Raw genomic sequence first — 19,255 nt, forward strand, 5'->3', positions numbered from 1 at the left:
CTCCTATTTGTGAGGTGTGTGGGTGGCTTTGACGTGGGAAAGACTGCGGTGCAGATGAAGGGTGGTGGCGGCTTCGGCGAGCCTCGGGTTGCCTGCCGCGATGGCTTCGGCGATCGCGGCGTGCTCCGCGGCGGCGGCATGGAGGCGTTCGGCGTCGTCGGCCGCGAGGCGCCGGACCCGCACCAGGTGGACGCGCAGGCTGCGCATGGCCTGGGCGAGGTAGGAATTGGAGATCGCCTCGTCGATCGCTTCGTCGAGCCTTCCCACCAAGCCGTAGTAGTCGTGCCGCGCCGGATCGGAATCGTTGAGCATCTCAGGGGCCCGGAGGAGCTCGGCGTGGAGCTTTTCAAAGACCGAAGGATCACCGCGCTGCGCGGCGAGGGCGGCGGCTTTGCCTTCCAGGGTTTCGCGCAGCTCGAACAGTTCGTCGATGTCCTCCAGCGAGATGTCGGTGACGACGACGCCGCGGCCGCCTGCCGCCGTCGTCAGTCCTTCCGCGCTGAGCCGGCTCAGCGCCTCCCGGACAGGTGTGCGGGACACGCCCAGGCGTTCGGATTGTTCCACTTCCGCGAGGACAGTGCCGGGTGCCAGGCGCCACTCAATGATGTCTTCGCGCAGGGCCGCATAGGCTTTGTCGCTGGCACGCATGGGACCCTCCTTCGCTGGGTGGATATCCTCAGTGTATACATAAACCACGAAAAAGCCTAGCTTTTGGCGATGAGATCTGATCTGTGTATACATCCGCGGTGAATCGTGGGCTAGCTCCGATTCCAGCGGTACTCGTTCTCCGGCCGTCCGGGGGTGCCGTACCGCGGATTCCTCGTGACCATCCCGGCGTCGGCCAGGTACTCCAGATAGCGGCGCACGGTGACCCGGGACATCCCCAGGGCGACCGTTGCCTCGCTCGCGGACACGGCCCGGCCGAGGCCGGCCAAGAGGTCTTTCACGGACTCCAGGCTATGGGCGGAGAGGCCCTTGGGCAGCGGGACTTCGGTGGGTGCGCGGAGACTGGCAAACGCCTGGTCCACATCGCTTTGCGAGGCTCCGCTCGCCCGGGCGCCCGACGCCGGGGCGGCGAGTTGCTCGCGGAAGGTGCGGTAGCTGGCGAGTTTGTCCGCGAACGTTGCGAAGGTGAACGGCTTGATGAGGTACTGCACGACGCCGATCGACACCGCGCTCCGGACAATGTTCACTTCCCTGACGGCGGTGATGGCGATGATGTCGGCGAGCAGTCCCGAAGCGCGCATCCGGCGGGCAACATCCAGCCCGTGAAGATCCGGCAGGTTCATATCCAGCAGGACGAGGTCCACTGGCTGCCCGGCAACGGCGAATTCATTGAGCAGCCGCAGGGCCGACTGCCCGTCCGGGGCGGTTCCCGCAACAGCGAAGCCGTCGATCCGGCCGACGTAGACGCCATGGGCAGCGGCGGCGATGGGTTCGTCCTCGACAACGAGGACGCGGATTTCGGTCATTCGGCTTCTTTCCTGGAGTCCGGCGCGGGGAGCGCCACGCGGAAGAACGCGCCGCCCAAGGCGCTCGTGGATTCGCTGATGGACAGCGTACCGCCAAGCCGCTGCACCGCTTGCCGTACGAGGGCCAGGCCCACACCGCGGGAGGGAGCCCCAGGTTGGCCGGCCTGTCCGATGCCGGCGGCCTTCGTGCTGAATCCGTATTGCCAGACGTCGTCCACGATGCCGGGGTCGATTCCGTGGCCGGAATCGGCCACCGTGAACGTGGTTCCCTCAGGTCCGGATTCGATGCCCAGCTCCACTTTGCGCGGCGGGGGAGCGGCCGTGGCGGCGTCGAGTGCGTTGTCCAGCAGGTTTCCCAAAATGGTCACGAGGTCCTGGACGGCCAGGCCCTGGAGGCCGTCCCCGCCGGTCACCGTAACAGTCAGCTCCGCGCCGCGTTCGTGCGCCTCGGCGGACTTCCCCATGATGAGTGCACTCAGGACAGGCTCGTCCACCGATGCCACAAGATGGTCGGTCAACTGCTGGCTCAGTTCAAGGTCCTTGGTGGCAAAGTCCAGGGCGTCGGTGGTTCGCCCGAGCTCCATGAGGGACACGATGGTGTGCAGCCGGTTGGCGTGTTCGTGGGTCTGGGCCCGCAAGGCGTCCGAGAGTGTCTTCATGGTTTCGAGTTCACTGCCCAGGGACTCGATTTCCGTCCTGTCGCGGAGCGTGGCTACCGTCCCGAACACCGCAGGCCGCTGCCGGCCCCTCATCCCGGGCGGGCCTACCGCGGGCGCCTGGTTCACCACCAGGATCCGGGACCCGCTGAGGTGGATTTCGTCGTGTGCCGTCCGGCCTGATTCGAAGAGCCCGTGGAGGCTGGGCTCCAGGGGCAGGTCCGAAAGGCGCGGTGCGGCTCCTGCGGCGGGATCGACGTCGGACGGTTCCAGTCCCAGCAGATCCGCGGCCTGGTCGTTGTACATGACCACGCGGCCGCCTGTATCGATCAGGACCACGCCTTCGCGGACCGAGTGCAGGACCGACTCGTAGTATGCGAACAATTGCGCCAATTGCTCCGGTCCCCAGCCCCGGGTGACCGAACGGAGGTATCGGCCCAGCAACCAGGAGGCGAGGGAGCCTCCGGCAAGCATGGCCAGGGAGAAGGCAATGATCGTCGTAAGCCGGGCTGATACGGCAACGTCCACCGTCCGCACCGTGACGCCCGCCGCCACCAGGGCCCGGACTTTACCGGATGAATCCTCCACGGGAACAATGGTGCGGACAGACGGGCCTAGCGTACCGGCAGTGACCTCAGTGAACGCCTGCCCGTGGAGCGCAGGGTCGATGGTGCCGATGTAGGGCTTGCCGATTTCGTCGGGGTTGGCGTGGGTCCAGCGCGTCCGGTCCGGGGCCATGATGGTGATGAAGTCGGTATTGGCGTTTGCCATCACCACCTGGGCGTAAGGCTGCAGGGCGGCGGAGGGATTGGTCGTACCTGCTGCCTGGAGGACGAGGGGATTGGCTGCAATCGCCGCGGCCACTGCGTGCATCCGCTGGCCGGCGTCGTTGTAGGCCCGGTCCCTGGCGTCCACAAAGGCCACCGTTCCCACGATCGCGGTGAGCGCCAGGATGAACAGCAGGTTTGCCACAAAGAGTCTCCGGGCAATGCTCCAGCGTCGGATCACGTGCTCCTTTCTGCGGGCAATCCTGTGACCAATATGAACGCAACAGTGATGCATGTCACGCGGCGCCCAATGATGGATATCACAACAGAGCGGCGCAGGGACATTTCGCAGGAACCACGGCGCTTTCCAGAGTATCTATAAGGAGCAAAGCCATGACCTCTCAAAGAGGAGAGATTGCACCCGCGAAGGCCGGGCGCAAGGGGCTGGACAAGTCGCATTACCTCTACATCGCCGTGATCGCCGCAGTCGTGCTGGGCGCCGTCGTCGGCCTGCTTTTCCCCGAGGTGGGCAAATCCCTCAAGCCTTTGGGTGACGGCTTCATCAAGCTCATCAAGATGATGATCGCCCCCGTCATCTTCTGCACGATCGTCCTGGGCATCGGGTCGATCGCCAAGGCTGCCACGGTTGGCAAGGTCGGTGGCCTCGCCCTGGTCTACTTCCTGGTGATGTCCACCTTCGCGCTCGCCATCGGTCTGGTAGTTGGCAACATCATCCACCCGGGCGAGGGCCTGAAGCTGATTCCGTACGATCCCAATGCGAAGGCTGCCACAAACAGCACCGCCGATTTCCTGCTGGGCATCATCCCCGGAGACATTCCCGTCCTGCCGACGCTCCTGGCCGCCATTCTGGTGGGCTTTGCGCTGCAGCGCATGGGCTCGCAGGGCCAGCCGGTGCTCAAGGCCATCCAGCACGGGCAGGCGCTCGTCTTCCGCATCCTCATCATGATCATGTGGCTGGCACCCGTCGGTGCCTTCGGCGCGATCGCCGCAGTGGTCGGTGCCACCGGCGCGAAGGCAATCTTCGGAATGCTCACCCTGATGGTCGCCTTCTACATCACCTGCGCCCTGTTCATCGTCGTGGTGCTCGGCACCTTGCTTCGGGTTGTGTCCGGCGTCAGCATCTTCCAGCTGATGAAATACCTGGCCCGCGAGTACCTGCTCATCTTCTCCACTTCATCCTCCGAAGCGGCGCTGCCCAGGCTCATCGCCAAGATGGAGCACCTCGGCGTTTCCAAGCCGGTTGTCGGTGTCACGGTGCCTACGGGCTACTCCTTCAACCTGGATGGAACTGCCATCTACCTGACCATGGCCTCCCTGTTCGTCGCCAACGCCATGGGTATTCCGCTGGACCTGGGCGCCCAGGTATCGCTGCTGGTGTTCATGATCATTGCGTCCAAGGGGGCTGCCGGCGTTTCCGGTGCCGGCCTGGCCACCCTCGCCGCGGGCCTGCAGGCGCACCGGCCCGAGCTGCTGGGCGGCGTCGGCATGATCGTCGGCATCGACCGCTTCATGTCGGAAGCCCGCGCCCTGACCAACTTCACGGGCAACGCCGTCGCCACCGTGTTGATCGGTACCTGGGTCAAGGAAATCGACCGCAACCAGGTCACTAGCGTCCTGTCCGGTGCGACGCCGTTCGACGAGCTGACCATGATCAGCCACAACGCCGAACCCGAAGTGAAAGAGGCCGTGGCGGTTTAGCCCGGCACACTGTTTGGAAGCATCCGCGCAGGCAAGGCAGGAACCCGTCATGGGAGCCTGCCTTGCCTGCGTTTTATTGGCGCCAAGGCCCAACCTTCTACCTCAGCTAGAAGGTAAGGCTCAAACTGCGGGCAATGTCAAGTTCCACAGAATGCCGTGTCGGGCGCTGTAGCCTAGGTGGGGAGCAGTGTTGGTGCTGGAGACAGCCGCAGGAAATGACCGTCGTGGAGAGAGTGGATAGATACGTGAGCAGCGAACGGGGAACGACTACGCTGGAGGGCACGGATTTCGATCTGGAAGACGCCGTCATGGGGCCCACGGGCCGCCCGCACCGCGACTTCCCCGAGCCCGCGCCGCTGGCCTCCCACGGCCCGGCCCGCGTCATCGCCATGGTCAACCAGAAGGGTGGCGTGGGCAAGACCACGTCAACCATCAACCTCGCCGCTGCGCTCGCAGAATTCGGCCGGCGCGTCCTGCTCGTCGACTTCGACCCGCAGGGAGCTCTTTCCGCGGGCCTGGGCGCGAACCCGCACGAGCTCGACCTCACTGTCTACAACGTCCTGATGGACCGCAAAGTGGACATCCGCGACGCCATCCAGAAGACCGGCGTCGAAGGCATCGACCTCCTGCCGGCGAACATCGACCTCTCCGCCGCCGAGGTCCAGCTGGTCAACGAGGTAGCGCGTGAGCAAGTGCTGGACCGCGCGCTCAAGAACGTCGAGGACGACTACGACGTTGTGCTCATTGACTGCCAGCCGTCCCTCGGCCTCCTGACCGTCAACGCCTTGACGGCTGCGCACGGCGTCATCATCCCGCTGATCTGCGAATTCTTCGCCCTCCGCGCGGTGGCACTGCTCGTCGAAACCATCGAAAAGGTGCAGGACCGGTTGAACCCGCGCCTGCAGGTGGACGGCGTGCTCGCTACGATGTATGACGCCCGCACCCTGCACAGCCGCGAAGTCATCTCCAGGCTCGTGGAGGCGTTCGGGGACAAGGTCTTCGAGACCGTCATCAAGCGTTCCATCAAGTTCGCCGATGCCACGGTTGCCGCGGAGCCCATCACCAGCTACGCCGGAAACCACATCGGTGCCGACGCCTACCGCCGCCTGGCCAAGGAACTGATTTCGCGCGGCGGCGCACCCTAGCCCGCGTGGCAGAGCCACTCACCGTTGAAGGCGCGCCGCCTTCCGGACGAAAGGCCGGCTTTGAGGTCAGGCTGGCGAACTTCACCGGCCCGTTCGATCTCCTGCTCGGCCTGATTTCCAAGCACAAGCTGGACATCACGGAAGTCGCGCTGGCCACTGTGACGGATGAGTTCATCAAGTACATCCGGCGCCTGCAGGAACTGGGCGAGGACTGGGCCCTGGACGAAGCGAGCGAATTCCTGGTCATCGCCGCGACCCTCCTGGACCTCAAAGCCGCAAGGCTCCTGCCGGCCGGCGAAGTCGAAGATGCCGAGGACATTGCCTTGCTGGAAGCCCGGGATCTTCTCTTCGCCCGGCTCCTGCAGTACAAGGCTTTCAAACAGGTGGCCGCGATCATGTCCGGCACTTTGGAGTCCGAAGCCCGGCGCTTCCCGCGGCAAGTTGCGCTGGAAGGGCATTTCGCGGCGATGCTGCCCGAACTTATCTGGCGCCATACGCCCGAACAGTTCGCCGCGCTGGCGGCGAAGACCCTGGCTCCGAAGGACAACACGCCCGAGGAAGTCGGCCTCGACCACCTTCACGGAGCACCCGTCAGTGTCAAGGAACAGGCCGAGATCATCGGGTACCGCCTGCAGCGCGGCCAGCCACAATCCTTCAGGGCACTGATCGCCGACGCCGAGTCCACGCTTGTTGTCGTGGCCCGGTTCCTGGCACTCCTTGAGCTGTTCCGCGACCGTGTGGTGGCGTTTGAGCAGCCGGGTCCGCTGGCCGAGCTGACCGTCCGCTGGACAGGGCGCCCCGAAGGCTGGAGCAGTGACAACTTGAGCGACGAGTACGATTCCGAACCCGGCGCCGGGCAGATCGACAAAGGAGAGGAACGGCTGTGAGCGAGCAGGAAACAGGCGGGGACGGGCTCGCCGAGCTTGAAGCCGTACCCGGCGGCGCACGCGCGGCTCTCGAAGCCGTCCTGATGGTGATCGACCAACCGGCCACCGCGGAAGAGCTCGCTGCCGGGCTCAACGTGACGGTCGCCGTCGTCGAGGATTTGCTGGAGGGACTGCGGCAGGAGTATAGCGGCTATACTGTTAAAGCCCCGGGCAGGGACGCTGATGACTTGCACACTGATGCAAGTGCCGGCGCTGCACCCCGGGGTTTTGAGTTGCGGAACGTTGCCGGAGGGTGGCGGATCTATTCACGCGCGGATTTTGCCGACGTCGTGGGAAGGTTCGTTCTCGAAGGCCAGACCGCGCGGCTGACGCAGGCAGCCCTTGAAACCATGGCGGTCATCGCGTACCGGCAGCCGGTTTCCAGGGCCAGGGTGTCGGCCATCCGCGGCGTCAATGTCGATTCAGTCATCCGGACCCTTGTCCAACGCGGGCTGATCGAGGACTCGGGTACCGATCCTGAATCGGGGGCGATCCTTTACCGGACCACCTCGTACTTCCTCGAGCGCATGGGCATTGGCTCGGTGGCGGAACTGCCTCAATTGTCCCCCCACCTTCCGGGGCTGGAGGGCATCGAGGAGTTCTTCGACGCCGAACGCATGTAGTCGCGGGAAACACCGCGGCCGCACGCAAATCGAAACAACTCAATATTGCAAGGATCTACAAACGCCCGGCTAGTAGCGGGCAGACACACAGGGCAGATATCCTCTGTCCGGCTGGCTTATGTTGAGAAAGAACAAGCCGGCCACCATAACAAAAGGACGGGTCATGACACAGGCGGGACGCCAGGGTTCACCACGTAATAGTTCGGGACGAAACAATTCCGGACGCAACGAGTCGCAAGACTCAGGCCGCAGCAATGCAGGCCGCAGCAGTGCCGGCCGTGCAGGCGGCAGCAGTTTTGGAGCCGGCCGGGGTGGCGCAAGCCGTGCCGGTGGCGCTAGCCGTGCTGCCGGCGCCTCCGGAGGCAGCAAGCGCAGCTTCTCCCCGGGCGGAGAACGCCCCTTCAAGCCCACCCGTCCGCGTGAGGAACGCCCCTTCGATCCGGACAACCCCACCTCGGCCGGAGGCTACGAGCGTCGGCACGCCGGGAAGCCGGCAAAGGCCCCCCGCAAGCCAGGCTCCAACAAGCCCGGGTTCGGCAAGGCTCCGGGCACGCCGGGCGCACTGAAGCCCAAGGCCAGCAACAAGAAGCAGTACGCTTCCCGTGCTTTTGGCAGCGAGCGCTTCGGCCAGAACCTTGGTCCGATCCGCAAGCCCCGTGGCCGCCGCGGCGAGGTGGCCCAGTCCGAGCAGCACGACGCCGATGGCGTGCGCTTGCAGAAGGTCATGGCCCAGGCCGGCGTGGCTTCCCGCCGCGTATGCGAGGAAATGATCGAGGAAGGCCGCGTCGAGGTCAACGGCCAGCTCACCACCGAGCTTGGCATGCGCGTCGATCCCGCGACCGCCGTGATCCACGTCGACGGCATTCGCATCCAGCTCGATGACACCATGCTCTACATGGTGTTCAACAAGCCCAAGGGCGTCGTTTCCACCATGGAAGACCCTGAGGGCCGTCCCTGCATCAGCGACTTCCTCAAGTCCGCCAAGAACAAGGGCGAGCGTCTCTTCCACGTCGGCCGTCTTGACGTCGCCACCGAGGGCCTTCTGCTGCTGACCAACGACGGCGAACTCGCCAACCGCTTGACGCACCCTTCCTATGAGGTTCCCAAGACGTACCTGGTACAGGTCCGCGGTCCGTTCCCGCAGGGCGTCGGTGCGCAGCTGAAGGCCGGCATCGAACTCGAAGACGGCATCGCTTCCGTCGACTCCTTCAAACTCGTGGATTCCACTCCGGGCCACGTGCTGATCGAGGTTGTGCTGCACTCCGGCAAGAACCGTATTGTCCGCCGCTTGTTCGAAGCCGTCGGGTTCCCCGTGCTGCGCCTTGTGCGCGTCAAGATCGGTCCCATCGGCCTGGGCGACCAGCGCCAAGGCAGCATCAGGAACCTCGGCAAGCAGGAAGTCGGACACCTCCTGGCCTCCGTAGGACTGTAAGGCATGTCGGCATTCCACTCGCACGGCCGGGGCCACCTTGACGGCCCGGTGGTCGTTTTCGGCACCGGCCTGCTCGGAGCCAGCATCGGTCTCGGCCTGCGCGGCCGGGGTGTCTCCGTGTTCCTTTCGGACCCGTCGCCGACCAACCAGGCGGTGGCCGTGGATATCGGTGCGGGCAGGCCACTGTCCGAGCTTGAGAAGGCACCCCAGCTGGTTGTTGTCGCGGCGCCGCCGGATGTGACGGCCGACGTCGTCGAGCGTGCCCTGGGTGAATACCCGGAGGCTGTCGTGGTGGACATTGCCAGCGTCAAGCTGGCAATCCAAGCCGAACTCCGGCGCCGGGGAGTGGACATGTCCCGTTACGTCGGGACGCACCCGATGGCTGGGCGCGAGAAGTCGGGACCCGTCGCTGCCCGCGGCGAGCTCTTCACGTCCATGCCCTGGGTTCTTTGCCCGTCCGAGGAGACCAGCGCCGACGCGCTTCAGACCGCACGTTCCCTTGCCGGCGACCTGGGGGCCATAGTCTCCCAGTTCACGGCGGAGGAACACGATGAAGCGGTTGCCTTGGTATCGCACTTGCCCCAGGTGATGTCTTCGCTTCTTGCCAGCCGCTTGCAGGGGACACCGCTTCACGCGCTGTCCCTGGCCGGGAACGGGTTGCGGGACACCACGAGGATTGCCGCCAGCGATCCCACCCTGTGGGTGCAGATCCTCGGCAACAACGCGGCCAAGATGGTGGATATCCTCCATGGTGTCCGTGAAGACCTCAACCGATTAATCGGTACCCTGGAGGATCCCACCGCGCCCGGCGCCCGCCTGGACCTTGCCCAGCTCATCAGCGAGGGCAACGCCGGGCAGGCCAGGATCCCGGGGAAGCACGGCGGACCCCCGCAGGCATATTCATGGCTTACAGTTCTGGTAGACGACCGGCCCGGGCAGATCGCCAGGTTGTTGACGGAGATCGGTGAGATCGGCGTCAATGTTGAAGACCTCCGCCTGGACCACTCGTCCGGGCAGAACGTTGGCATGGTGGAACTCTCCGTCATGCCCAACAAGCACGACCTCCTTGTTGAAGCCTTGACTGACCGTGGATGGCGGGTACTCCAGTAATGAAACGTGAACTTTTCGGCCCGGAGACCGTTGTACGTCCGGGAAAGCCGCTGGTTGTCGCCATCGACGGCCCGTCCGGCTCCGGCAAGTCCAGCGTCAGCAAGGAAGTTGCCCGGCGCTTGAAGCTGGCCTATCTGGACACGGGTGCGATGTACCGTGCGTTGACCTGGTATTGCCTCAAGACCGGGATCGACCTCGGGGACGGTGCCGCCGTCGAGCAGGCCTCAAAGGATCTGCCGCTGGAACTCAGCACCAGTGCCAACGCCGAATACGTCAGTGTTGCCGGAGTGGATATCACGGAGGAAATCCGTGAGCCGAGGATCTCCTCGTCTGTCAGCGCCGTTGCAACCACGCTCGGTGCCCGCAACGAATTGATTCGTCGCCAGCGCCAGTTGATCGAACAGCACCACCGCCGCATGGTGGTCGAAGGACGGGACATCACCACCGTCGTCGCGCCCTATGCGGAGGTCCGTATGCTGCTGACCGCCAGCGAGGAAGCCCGGCTGCGGCGCCGCGGCCTCCAGTTGGGCGGAACGCAGAGCCACGAGCAGCTCGCCGCCCAGGTGATCCACCGCGATGCCAAGGACTCCACTGTGGTGAACTTCACCCAGGCGGCCGACGGCGTTGTCACCCTGGATTCCTCGGACCTGGATTTCGAAGAAACGGTTGAAACGGCACTGAGCATTGTAGGCAAGGTCATCTACGGTGACTGAAGCCCGGCTCCCGGCACGCTGGACCATGATGTGGAGCCGGCCTGTCGGCTGGCTGTTGGATCATGTCCTGTACCGGACAGCGATAACGGGACGCGCCAACGTTCCCAAATCCGGCCCGGTCATTTTCGCGGGCAACCACATCAGCTTCCTGGACGGGCCGGTGATGTTCGGCGCGGCTCCACGGCCCATGCACATCCTGGTCAAGAAGGAGATGTTCAAGGGTTTCCTGGGCAAGGTTCTTCGTGCCTCGGGGCAGATTTCCGTCGACCGCTCCGGCGACCGCGCGGCGCTCCAGCTCGGAAGACAAGCGCTCGACGCCGGCCGTTGCGTGGGGATTCTCCCTGAAGGAACGCGGGGGAGCGGCACCGCCGGCAACATCAGCAACGGCGTCGCATGGCTCGCCCTGATGTCCGGTGCCACAGTGATTCCCGTGGCCATCCTCGGAACGCGGACCGGAGACGAACACCGTGACTCCATTCCGGGGCTGCGCCGCCGCCTGTACGTCAGTTTCGGGGCTCCCTTGAATGTGACCCGCAGAAACGGCGAGCCGGGGCGTGTTTCAATGGACAGGGCGGCTGCGGAGATCCGCGCTGCGCTGGCTGGACACGTCCAGGATGCCGTCAAGACCACCGGTCAGTCCCTTCCGGGGACTAAATGAACCGGCCCACAGCCAATGCAGCACCGCCAAGAAGAAGTAGCCGGGACGCCGGCAGATCACCACTAAGGAAAGTGCAATGAGCGATACGACTCACAAATCCGGCAACATCGGAGCCGGCGACGACGAATACACGCCCACCGGCACCGACCAGGTGGCTGAAAACCTCGCCGCCCTGGACGACGACGAAGCCGAACTCCGCGCAGCCTCCCTCCGGGCAGGCCTGGAAGACTATGACCTCGACGAGGACGACGCCGCCCTGCTGAGCGGACTCTACGACGACGAAGGCGAAGACGGGCCCCTCAAGCTGGATCCGGTCCTGGCCATCATCGGCCGCCCCAACGTCGGCAAGTCCACGCTGGTGAACCGCATCCTCGGCCGCCGCGAGGCCGTCGTCGAGGACACCCCGGGCGTTACCCGTGACCGTGTCATGTACTCGGCCCACTGGAACGGCCGCAACTTCACGCTCGTGGACACCGGTGGCTGGGAGCACGACGCCAAGGGCATCCACGCCCGGGTCGCCGAGCAGGCCGAGATGGCCGTGGAACTGGCCGACGCCGTGCTCTTCGTGGTGGACTCAGCCGTCGGCGCCACTGCCACGGACGAAGGCGTCATGAAGATGCTGCGCAAGTCCAAGAAGCCGGTCATCATGGTGGCCAACAAGGTTGACGACTTTGCGCAGGAAGCCGACTCCGCTACGCTTTGGGGCCTTGGCTTCGGCGAACCGTACCCCGTGTCTGCCCTCCACGGCCGCGGCGTTGCCGACCTCCTGGACCACGTCATGGACACCTTGCCCGAGTTCTCCACCGTGGAAGGCGTCGAGCGCTCCGGCGGTCCCCGCCGCATCGCCCTCATCGGCCGCCCGAACGTCGGCAAGTCCTCGTTGCTGAACAAGCTGGCCGGCTCCGAGCGCGTGGTCGTCGATCCCCTCGCCGGGACCACCCGCGACCCCGTGGACGAATTCATCGAACTCGGCGGCCGCACCTGGCGCTTCGTGGACACCGCAGGCATCCGCCGCCGCCAGCACATGGCCCAGGGCGCGGACTTCTACGCTTCCCTGCGTACGCAGGCCGCGCTCGAAAAGGCGGAGGTCGCCGTCGTGCTCCTGGCCGTTGACGAGGTGCTCAGCGAGCAGGACGTCCGCATCCTGCAACTCGCCATCGAGTCGGGCCGCGCGCTCGTCCTCGCGTTCAACAAGTGGGACCTGCTCGACGACGAACGTCGCCGCTACCTTGAGCGGGAAATCGAGCAGGACCTGGCACACGTTGAATGGGCTCCGCGGGTCAACATCTCCGCCAAGACCGGCTGGCACAAGGACCGCCTGGTGCCCGCACTGGACCTCGCCCTGGAGAGCTGGGACAAGCGCATCCCCACGGGACGCCTCAACGCGTTCCTTGGCGAGCTCGTGGCGGCCCACCCGCACCCGGTCCGCGGCGGCAAGCAGCCCCGCATCCTGTTCGGCACCCAGGCATCCAGCCGTCCGCCGAAGTTCGTGCTCTTCACCACGGGCTTCCTGGACCCCGGATACCGCCGGTTCATCACTCGCCGCCTGCGCGAAACCTTCGGCTTCGACGGCACGCCGATCGAGGTCAACATGCGCGTCCGTGAAAAGCGTGGCAAGAAGCGCTAATTGAGACGCGCATCACAGATGACACCCACCAAGGTGTCATTGGGAACCTCGAACATCGTGTAAGCTTTTTGAGGTGGTTCGGCCGGACTGCTTAGGTGAAAACCTAGGCGGAGAACGGCAGGACTGACGGGCTGTAGCGCAGCTTGGTAGCGCACTTGACTGGGGGTCAAGGGGTCGCAGGTTCAAATCCTGTCAGCCCGACCGCAAGGTATGGATAGCAAAGTCCCGGGAACCTAAGGGTTCCCGGGATTTTTGCGCTTTAGGGGCTTGGGCCGGTCCGAATGTGGGTCATAGGACATCGTGTGCAAATCCCATGTGTGTTACGTCCGTCCGGCCCAACCTTTTCGGCGCCGGAGGCCTTCGGCGGCGGCTCCAGGGACGCGAGAGGCTGGCAGCACGCTTCTGGGCGGGCAGGACCTTAAAAGAAACTTGATCCCTGAGGAGGCCTGTTGCCTCATTGCAATACCTCCGGGAAGAGTAATACGTTGCCTCTTTTGAAAACCTCCGGATGGGCGGGTTCGTTGCCTCGGTGAAGTGCCTCCGGGTGGCCTAGTGGTTCCAGGCGCGGTTGACGGGTTTGAGGGGTGCTGGTTTCTTGGCTAAGGCCAGTGTTTCCAGCTGTCCGGTGAGCGCCAGGATCTGGCGTGAGAGGGCTCCGGGCTTGATGCGTTTGAAGGCGGCGTTCATCTGGATGACCGGGCGTTTGTGCATCCGTTCATGCCGGATCGCGCGTTGGTGGGGTGTGGCGGGGGCGTCGTGTTTCTTGGTGACTTTCGCGCCGTGCCGCTGCTTGATGAGTAGCTTTTGCTGGGGCAGCAGGTAGTTGGTGAAGACACGGTCCAGCTCCCAGATCTCGTTGAGTTTGGCCAGTTCCGCGGCGGTGTCGTAGCTCAGGTAGCCGACCAGTTCCCGGACTCTGGCCCAGTTCTTCTGCTCCACGTGGGCTCCGTCGTTTTTGTTGCCGGGCCGGGAGCGGGTGAAGGTGATCTCGTGCGCGTGGCAGTAGGCCAGCAGATGCTCGTTGATGAACTCGGAACCGTTGTCTGAATCGATGCCGATGATGGGGAACGGGAACGCGGCAGTGACGTGTTCGAGGGCCTCGAAGACCCATTTGGCGGCCTTGTTCTGCACCGACCGGTTCACGGTCCAGCCCGTGGCGATGTCCGTCACCGTCAGGGTGCAGCAGAACTCGCCGAAGCTGTTGCCTCCCTCGTGGCCCACCAGGTCGATCTCCACGAACCCCGGGACGGCGTCATCCCATTCGGCCCAGGTGCGGACCGGGATCTGGGATTTGAGCAGCGTGCCCGGCTTGGTATGGGACCGTCTGCGCGGGAAAAGTTTCGCCCGTTCGCCGGCGAGTTTCCGGTCGATCGTCGCTGCGCTCATCCGCATCAGCAGACCGGCCTGCTCATCGCTCAGTTCAAGCTCCCGGTCCCGGCGCAGCAGCGGCACCAGGACAGGAAGCATCGGGGCCAGCAGCCTGCCGGCAGGGGCGCGCAGCACGGCCCAGCACTTGATGAGGGCAGGCAGCAGATCAGGCCCGTACACCGGGGTCCTGCCCGGGCGTGGCCTGACGATCTTCAACACCAGGGCATCCCGCAACGCCGCCCGGGCGTAGTCGCGGTGCCAACCGGTCAGCTCGACCAGTTCGTTCAGGATCCGGGACTTCCCGGCACGATCGGCACCCTTATAGGCGAGGGCCTTCTTCTTCGTCACAGCTTGCCGCTGGGCCATCGTTAGCTCCATGAAAACGGGCATAGCCCCCCGACCGCCGCCACCCTTGCGAACCACGCCGCTAGGCGGAGGTTTTCAAATGAGGCAACGTATCCGGCTACGCGGAGGTTTTCAATGAGTCAACGCGGGAGGGTGCGCGTATGGAGGCAGTTGAGCTAGAATAAAACCGGTTGACCGGATTGTTTCTGCTGGGCGAATTGCTGCCAATTAAATGGGAGACCCAGATGAAATCGATAGTGATGCGTGCGGTGGCGGCAATAGCCGCGGCTACCGTTGCGACAACGATGTTCGTTGGGACCGCTCAAGCCTCAACGTCTTATTCTGTGGATGATGCTCGACCCGCGGCTCCTGTGGCCAAGGTTGACGGGGTCTCGAAGTTTGACCCACTATCTGTGGTGGAAGGCCAGGGCCTCGTCGGGAAGAAGGCAATCGTGGGGAAGGCAAGGGCCGCAAGCAACAATGCCCAGGCCAAGCTCAACGGAAGGGCTTCGGAAGTCCGGCCCGTCCCGGTTTCCCCAATACTAAATGGAAGCCGGACGACCACCGAGGATGGCTTGACCGTCGAAAAGGTTGGCGACAGTTACGGGGCGGTGACCGGCATCGGCCAGCAGGGTCTGAACGCGAGCTACATCGTCATCAACGACCCTGCTGCCCCCAGCGAGTACAAGTTCACCATCGGAGACGAGACGATGCGCCTGGTAGCGAATGCGGATGGATCCATCGCGGTCAACGACGCGGTTGGTAAGCAAGTGAACTACATCCAGCCCGCCTGGGCCCATGACGCGACGGGCAAGAAACTGGCCACTAGTTACAGGGTCTCAGGCAATGTAATTACACAAACTGTCGATCATCGCGGTGCCCAGTACCCCGTGACGGCTGACCCGCAGGTTGGATGCGGTTTCGGCTGGTGCTCGCTCTACTTCAACCGCTGGGAAACCACCAGGCTGGCCAACGGTGGGTGGGGAACCCTGGGCGGTGCGGCCGCGGCCTGCGCCGCTGCGGGAGCCTGGGCAGCAGCCGCGTGCGTGCTCGCTGCCGGCTTCATTCAGTCCACCGCCGCAAATGCGGTTTCAGACGGTAAATGTGCCGGGCTGTTCTTCGCGGGCGCTCCTATCCAGATAGTCAGTTGGAATGCGTTCGAGTACGCCGGACCTCAATGCAACTAGACTCAGGCGAACAGACAGGCAGAGGTGAGAAGCCATGGAACATACCCAGAAAATCTACCGGATTAGTTGCGCAGTTCTGGCCGTTCTAGGCCTAGTAGTTCTGCCCGTGCTCGGACTACTGGGGCTAGCGTCGGCCGAGTTCTTCAAAGTTGCATTCGGCTTTCAGATCTTGGCAGTTGTCATTCTCGTGGCATGGTTCTCCATGATGCGACAGCGGCACCGGAGTCAGCCATCGGGGCCGGGAGCTAGCGCCAGGGACTGAATAATGGCGACGGCTTAAGGAATCAATTTTCGAGGGCCTGGGCTCTCGAGGTCGACGAGTTCTGATTCGGAGTGGGGCGTTGGATTCTGCACTATCATTCGAGTGGATAAACTCCTGAGCCTTGGAATTATGGGACAGACAACTTCCGCGAAAGTAATTATCGAGCAGAATCTGACGCCGACCACACAGGGAGCACTCATTTCTAGAGCCTTGAGCACCTAATTTGCGCTCTTTCTGCACCTATCGGCCAATTCCGGAGGTAGTTTGACGGCAAGCCACTACTTGCAACTGCCAAATCGGAGGGCTGAATATGCGGAGCGAGCGACCGGCAGGCACCGCGATAGCCTTGGCTGCCGTTATTCCATGGACGTTAGGTGCCTATGCCGTCTTCATTGTTTCAGCGCAGTACACCGGATTGGGCCTCTTCGAGTCCTATGCGGCGTTCCAGGGCGGGTCTACTCTTGGCAACGTCATTTGGTTCTTGACCTGGAGCGGAATGACGGGCACCGTTTGTTGGACGCTTGCGCGAAGGATTGGTAGATCCTTCGACGCCAGGATGGTAGCGCCCTTCATTTTGTTCGCCTACGCTGTTCCGTCGATGCTCCTGATTTCTCCCGGACACGGCCATGGGATTCGCCGTGTCGCATGTCCGTGCTTTTGCGGATGGTGCAGCACAGTGGGACTCATTGTTGCCGTGGTTCTATCTGTGATCCATCGGGTGTCCGCTCGCAGGAAGCGAGTACCCGCGAGATCAATAGGAGGACTTTGATGAGCAGCAGAAGAGTTTCAAAAGCCTCAATGCAACTGCATCAGGCAAGTGACCCTCGGGGCTCACGGATTCGCAAGCACCCATGAACAGTGCGGACGCTTGGGCCCGAGCATTCGAGGAAGGCTTCAAGCTTGTGGACGAAAGCATTATGGGCCGTGTGAGATACAGGCACGCTGCGTCTATTGATGCCACCCGGATCGCGGTCGTCTACGACGATTGGCGAGGTGCGCTGGCCGGTCGGGTTTATGGCCTGCGACTCCTCGAGGAGCTGGACTTCGACCGTCGCCAGCCAATCCAAACGGCAATGGGCATCGTGCTTGGAGAGCTCGTTGGACCCACAGATGAAGGAAGAGAACGAGACAGCACGGTTCTGAAGCCGATTAACTCAAAGTACCCGGGAATCCACTGGTTCGGGAGCGTTCCATAGAGAGGCATCAGCTTGGTCCTTGACACGTGCGCATTCAACCACGGAGTGGGGCCGGCAGCCTCACCCTGGTCCAGTCATTCGCCGGATGCCTACGAAAAGGATCAGCGTCAGGTAGATCCAGACGGACGAGAAGACGTTCAACCCGTCCTGTTGGTTTGCCGTCAAATGCAAGGGTTCTGCGAATAGCGTCGCTGCTGCACGAGCTACCAGCCCAGGTAGGGCGCAGATTGTCATCAGAGCGAAGAGCTTGAGCGAGCGAAGATATATGCTCACGATAAGGAATCCCAGTACGAGGCCCCATGAAGGCAACTGCACGGTTCATGCACCAACTTCCAGTTTTTTGAGCATCAGTTCCGTCCTTTAAGGCTGTCTGAAACCGAAACCAGACGAAGCCATAGCCATCCACTGGCTGGAACGACCAAGAGCAAGAACACAAGGGCCGCATAGTCGATCAACGCCAATTCGGCGGCGACGGGGCTAGCTCGCAGGAGACATAGACCTGCGAACGTGGCTCCGGTGCCTCCGAAAATCGCCGGTCCCCACACCGTCAAGGCCGAGTCAAAGACGAGCATCACTGCCAGTTGTTGTTCCTTCAGTCCGAGAACGCGGTACAGAGCAAAATCTTGTTTGCGTGCCGCCCACCGCCCGATTGTGAGCGACAACAGAATCGCAAACCCCAAAAAAGGGCCGATCTTGGACGGACGACTATCGAGTTCTTGCTGCGGGGTCAGCTGCAGATGGTCTAGCGAATAGAAGGGTCTTACGAAAACCGGCGATGGGAAAAACCAGTTCGCCGGAATGGAACGCACCTTCTCGACCGCGCCCGATTCACTCTCAACCAGACAGTCTCCAACAGTTTCGGTTGGGGAAGCGACGTAGACAGCAGCGGATTCAAACCGATCGCTCCGCGGTGATACGGGCAGGACTTGCTGAATTTCCAGGTTCGCGCTTCCTTTGGGGTCTGAACCGGTTGATACCAAGGGGACCGTCGACCCACTAACGAGTCCAAGTCGAGAGGCGAGGGCATTGCCAACGGCTACACCTGTGAGCTTGGGCCTGTCCGGCCAAACGATTTGTAGCCAAGACGGACTAACAGACAATAGAAGCAGGTTGTTCCGAGGATCTAGTGAGGTATGGACCATTTCTGATCTGGCCACTCCGCCTGCTCGGAGCACACCTTCAACGCTTGCTAACCGCTCACACGCCTCTAAGGATATTGGCGATCGATCCTGGGTCGTGACGACCAAAACGTTCACCCCCCGAAAAAGTTGTCTGCTGGCGCGTTCTGAGATTGCGGTGACGTCCAAGTGAGTAGCCACAACAACCGATCCACCGACCAGAAGGCTCACGACCATTGAGACCGCTGCTCTAAGTCGGGGAGCTAGCGCATTTGCAATGGATTCCGTTGAGACCGAGTGGGCGGAAAAACCTTTTAGGTGCTGCGGCCAGCTCTTTCGAGGCCTAGTTGACATCGTGCATTGCTGGCTGAAGGGTGATGACCAGGTCGGCTCTGGCTGAGACATAATCGTCGTGGGTGGCCACAACGACAAGGGAGCCGCTGGATGCGGCTGCTCGGAGACCATCGCACACGGCCACCCTGGCGTGTGCGTCGAGAGCTGCCGTTGGCTCGTCAGCCAATACAAGTTCGCCGGCCCATGCAACTGAACGTGCCACTGCAACTCTTTGGCGCTCACCACCTGAAAGTGAAAAGCCTCGTTTGCGCATCAAGTGGCTGATCCCAAGCGAACGCGCAGCACCGAGGCTAGCGCGCATCGCAGACGCCGCCTCCAGTCCTTTTGACAAAGGGCCCAGCATGATATTTTCGCTTACGGTTCGGTGAGCCAGTAGTGGTGCCGATTGAACGATCCAGTCGATGCTCATCCCGTCGGAAAAGCCAGACATAGCAAAACTGCCACCGGTCGGCTCTATTTGTCCTGCCAGGATGGAAAGCAGAGTGGTCTTCCCAGCTCCTGAGGGACCCCTTACGGCAACGAACCCGGGACCCACTATCGAGGCGTCAATTCGCGCGAGCACCTTCCTGGGACCATA

General features: G+C 63.0%; 17 protein-coding genes and 1 tRNA gene. 12 read left to right on the forward strand and 6 right to left on the reverse strand.

Annotated elements, in window-relative coordinates; translation table 11 throughout:
* Nucleotides 1–3: 3 nt before the first annotated feature.
* The 3 genes from AB0O52_RS12860 to AB0O52_RS12870 form a co-directional block, all read right to left on the reverse strand.
* The gene (locus tag AB0O52_RS12860) at nt 4–648 is read right to left on the reverse strand and encodes a GntR family transcriptional regulator (RefSeq protein WP_364538091.1); all 645 of its coding nucleotides are present in this window, start codon (nt 646–648) and stop codon (nt 4–6) included.
* Nucleotides 649–758: 110 nt separating this feature from the next.
* On the reverse strand, nt 759–1,472 hold the full coding sequence (locus tag AB0O52_RS12865; protein WP_364538093.1) for a response regulator: 714 nt from the start codon (nt 1,470–1,472) through the stop codon (nt 759–761).
* The gene (locus AB0O52_RS12870; RefSeq protein WP_364538095.1) at nt 1,469–3,136 is read right to left on the reverse strand and encodes an ATP-binding protein; all 1,668 of its coding nucleotides are present in this window, start codon (nt 3,134–3,136) and stop codon (nt 1,469–1,471) included. The genes AB0O52_RS12865 and AB0O52_RS12870 overlap by 4 nt, the downstream gene beginning before the upstream one ends.
* 152 nt (nt 3,137–3,288) lie before the next feature.
* Here AB0O52_RS12870 and AB0O52_RS12875 point away from each other — a divergent pair, with 152 nt between their 5' ends.
* The 10 genes from AB0O52_RS12875 to AB0O52_RS12920 all read left to right on the forward strand — a co-directional run bounded on the left by AB0O52_RS12875 (nt 3,289) and on the right by AB0O52_RS12920 (nt 13,049).
* Nucleotides 3,289–4,614 carry a cation:dicarboxylase symporter family transporter gene (locus AB0O52_RS12875; protein ID WP_364538097.1) on the forward strand — a complete coding sequence of 442 codons (1,326 nt, stop codon included), beginning with the start codon at nt 3,289–3,291 and terminating at the stop codon, nt 4,612–4,614.
* 245 nt (nt 4,615–4,859) lie between these two features.
* Nucleotides 4,860–5,759, forward strand: a complete 900-nt coding sequence (locus AB0O52_RS12880) for an AAA family ATPase (RefSeq protein WP_364538099.1) — start codon at nt 4,860–4,862, stop codon at nt 5,757–5,759.
* A 5-nt stretch (nt 5,760–5,764) separates the two neighbouring features.
* Nucleotides 5,765–6,646, forward strand: coding sequence for a ScpA family protein (locus tag AB0O52_RS12885; RefSeq protein ID WP_364538101.1), 882 nt, complete (start codon nt 5,765–5,767; stop codon nt 6,644–6,646).
* Nucleotides 6,643–7,308, forward strand: a complete 666-nt coding sequence (locus AB0O52_RS12890; RefSeq protein WP_364538103.1) for an SMC-Scp complex subunit ScpB — start codon at nt 6,643–6,645, stop codon at nt 7,306–7,308. The genes AB0O52_RS12885 and AB0O52_RS12890 overlap by 4 nt, the downstream gene beginning before the upstream one ends.
* Nucleotides 7,309–7,471: 163 nt before the next feature.
* Nucleotides 7,472–8,740: a pseudouridine synthase gene (locus tag AB0O52_RS12895; RefSeq protein ID WP_364538105.1), complete on the forward strand. Its 1,269-nt coding sequence runs from the start codon at nt 7,472–7,474 to the stop codon at nt 8,738–8,740.
* 3 nt (nt 8,741–8,743) lie between these two features.
* Entirely contained in the window at nt 8,744–9,850 is a 1,107-nt protein-coding gene (locus tag AB0O52_RS12900; protein ID WP_364538107.1) for a prephenate dehydrogenase, read from the forward strand.
* Nucleotides 9,850–10,563, forward strand: coding sequence for a (d)CMP kinase (gene cmk / locus AB0O52_RS12905; protein WP_364538108.1), 714 nt, complete (start codon nt 9,850–9,852; stop codon nt 10,561–10,563). The genes AB0O52_RS12900 and cmk overlap by 1 nt, the downstream gene beginning before the upstream one ends.
* Complete coding sequence (locus tag AB0O52_RS12910) at nt 10,556–11,221, forward strand: lysophospholipid acyltransferase family protein (RefSeq protein WP_364538110.1); 666 nt, start codon at nt 10,556–10,558, stop codon at nt 11,219–11,221. The genes cmk and AB0O52_RS12910 overlap by 8 nt, the downstream gene beginning before the upstream one ends.
* Before the next feature lie 76 nt (nt 11,222–11,297).
* Nucleotides 11,298–12,848: a ribosome biogenesis GTPase Der gene (der, locus tag AB0O52_RS12915; protein WP_364538112.1), complete on the forward strand. Its 1,551-nt coding sequence runs from the start codon at nt 11,298–11,300 to the stop codon at nt 12,846–12,848.
* A gap of 127 nt (nt 12,849–12,975) precedes the next feature.
* Nucleotides 12,976–13,049: transfer RNA gene (locus tag AB0O52_RS12920), tRNA-Pro, on the forward strand.
* A gap of 348 nt (nt 13,050–13,397) precedes the next feature.
* On the opposite strand, the gene AB0O52_RS12925 is transcribed toward AB0O52_RS12920, so the two are convergent.
* Complete coding sequence (locus AB0O52_RS12925; RefSeq protein ID WP_364538114.1) at nt 13,398–14,582, reverse strand: transposase family protein; 1,185 nt, start codon at nt 14,580–14,582, stop codon at nt 13,398–13,400.
* A gap of 323 nt (nt 14,583–14,905) precedes the next feature.
* Here AB0O52_RS12925 and AB0O52_RS12930 point away from each other — a divergent pair, with 323 nt between their 5' ends.
* Nucleotides 14,906–15,748, forward strand: a complete 843-nt coding sequence (locus AB0O52_RS12930; RefSeq protein WP_364538116.1) for a hypothetical protein — start codon at nt 14,906–14,908, stop codon at nt 15,746–15,748.
* 1,113 nt (nt 15,749–16,861) lie between these two features.
* A complete protein-coding gene (locus tag AB0O52_RS12935) occupies nt 16,862–17,206 on the forward strand; it encodes a hypothetical protein (RefSeq protein WP_364538118.1) in 345 nt (114 codons plus the stop codon).
* Nucleotides 17,207–17,553: 347 nt separating this feature from the next.
* Here the strand turns inward: AB0O52_RS12935 and AB0O52_RS12940 are convergent, their stop codons facing one another.
* Together AB0O52_RS12940 and AB0O52_RS12945 are read right to left on the reverse strand one after the other, a co-directional pair.
* On the reverse strand, nt 17,554–18,186 hold the full coding sequence (locus AB0O52_RS12940) for an FtsX-like permease family protein (protein WP_364538120.1): 633 nt from the start codon (nt 18,184–18,186) through the stop codon (nt 17,554–17,556).
* Nucleotides 18,187–18,667: 481 nt separating this feature from the next.
* Nucleotides 18,668–19,240, reverse strand: coding sequence for an ATP-binding cassette domain-containing protein (locus AB0O52_RS12945; RefSeq protein ID WP_364538315.1), 573 nt, complete (start codon nt 19,238–19,240; stop codon nt 18,668–18,670).
* Nucleotides 19,241–19,255: the final 15 nt, after the last annotated feature.

Origin of the sequence: Arthrobacter sp. NPDC080073, from assembly GCF_040686575.1 — a bacterium.
Taxonomy (GTDB): Bacteria; Actinomycetota; Actinomycetes; order Actinomycetales; family Micrococcaceae; genus Arthrobacter.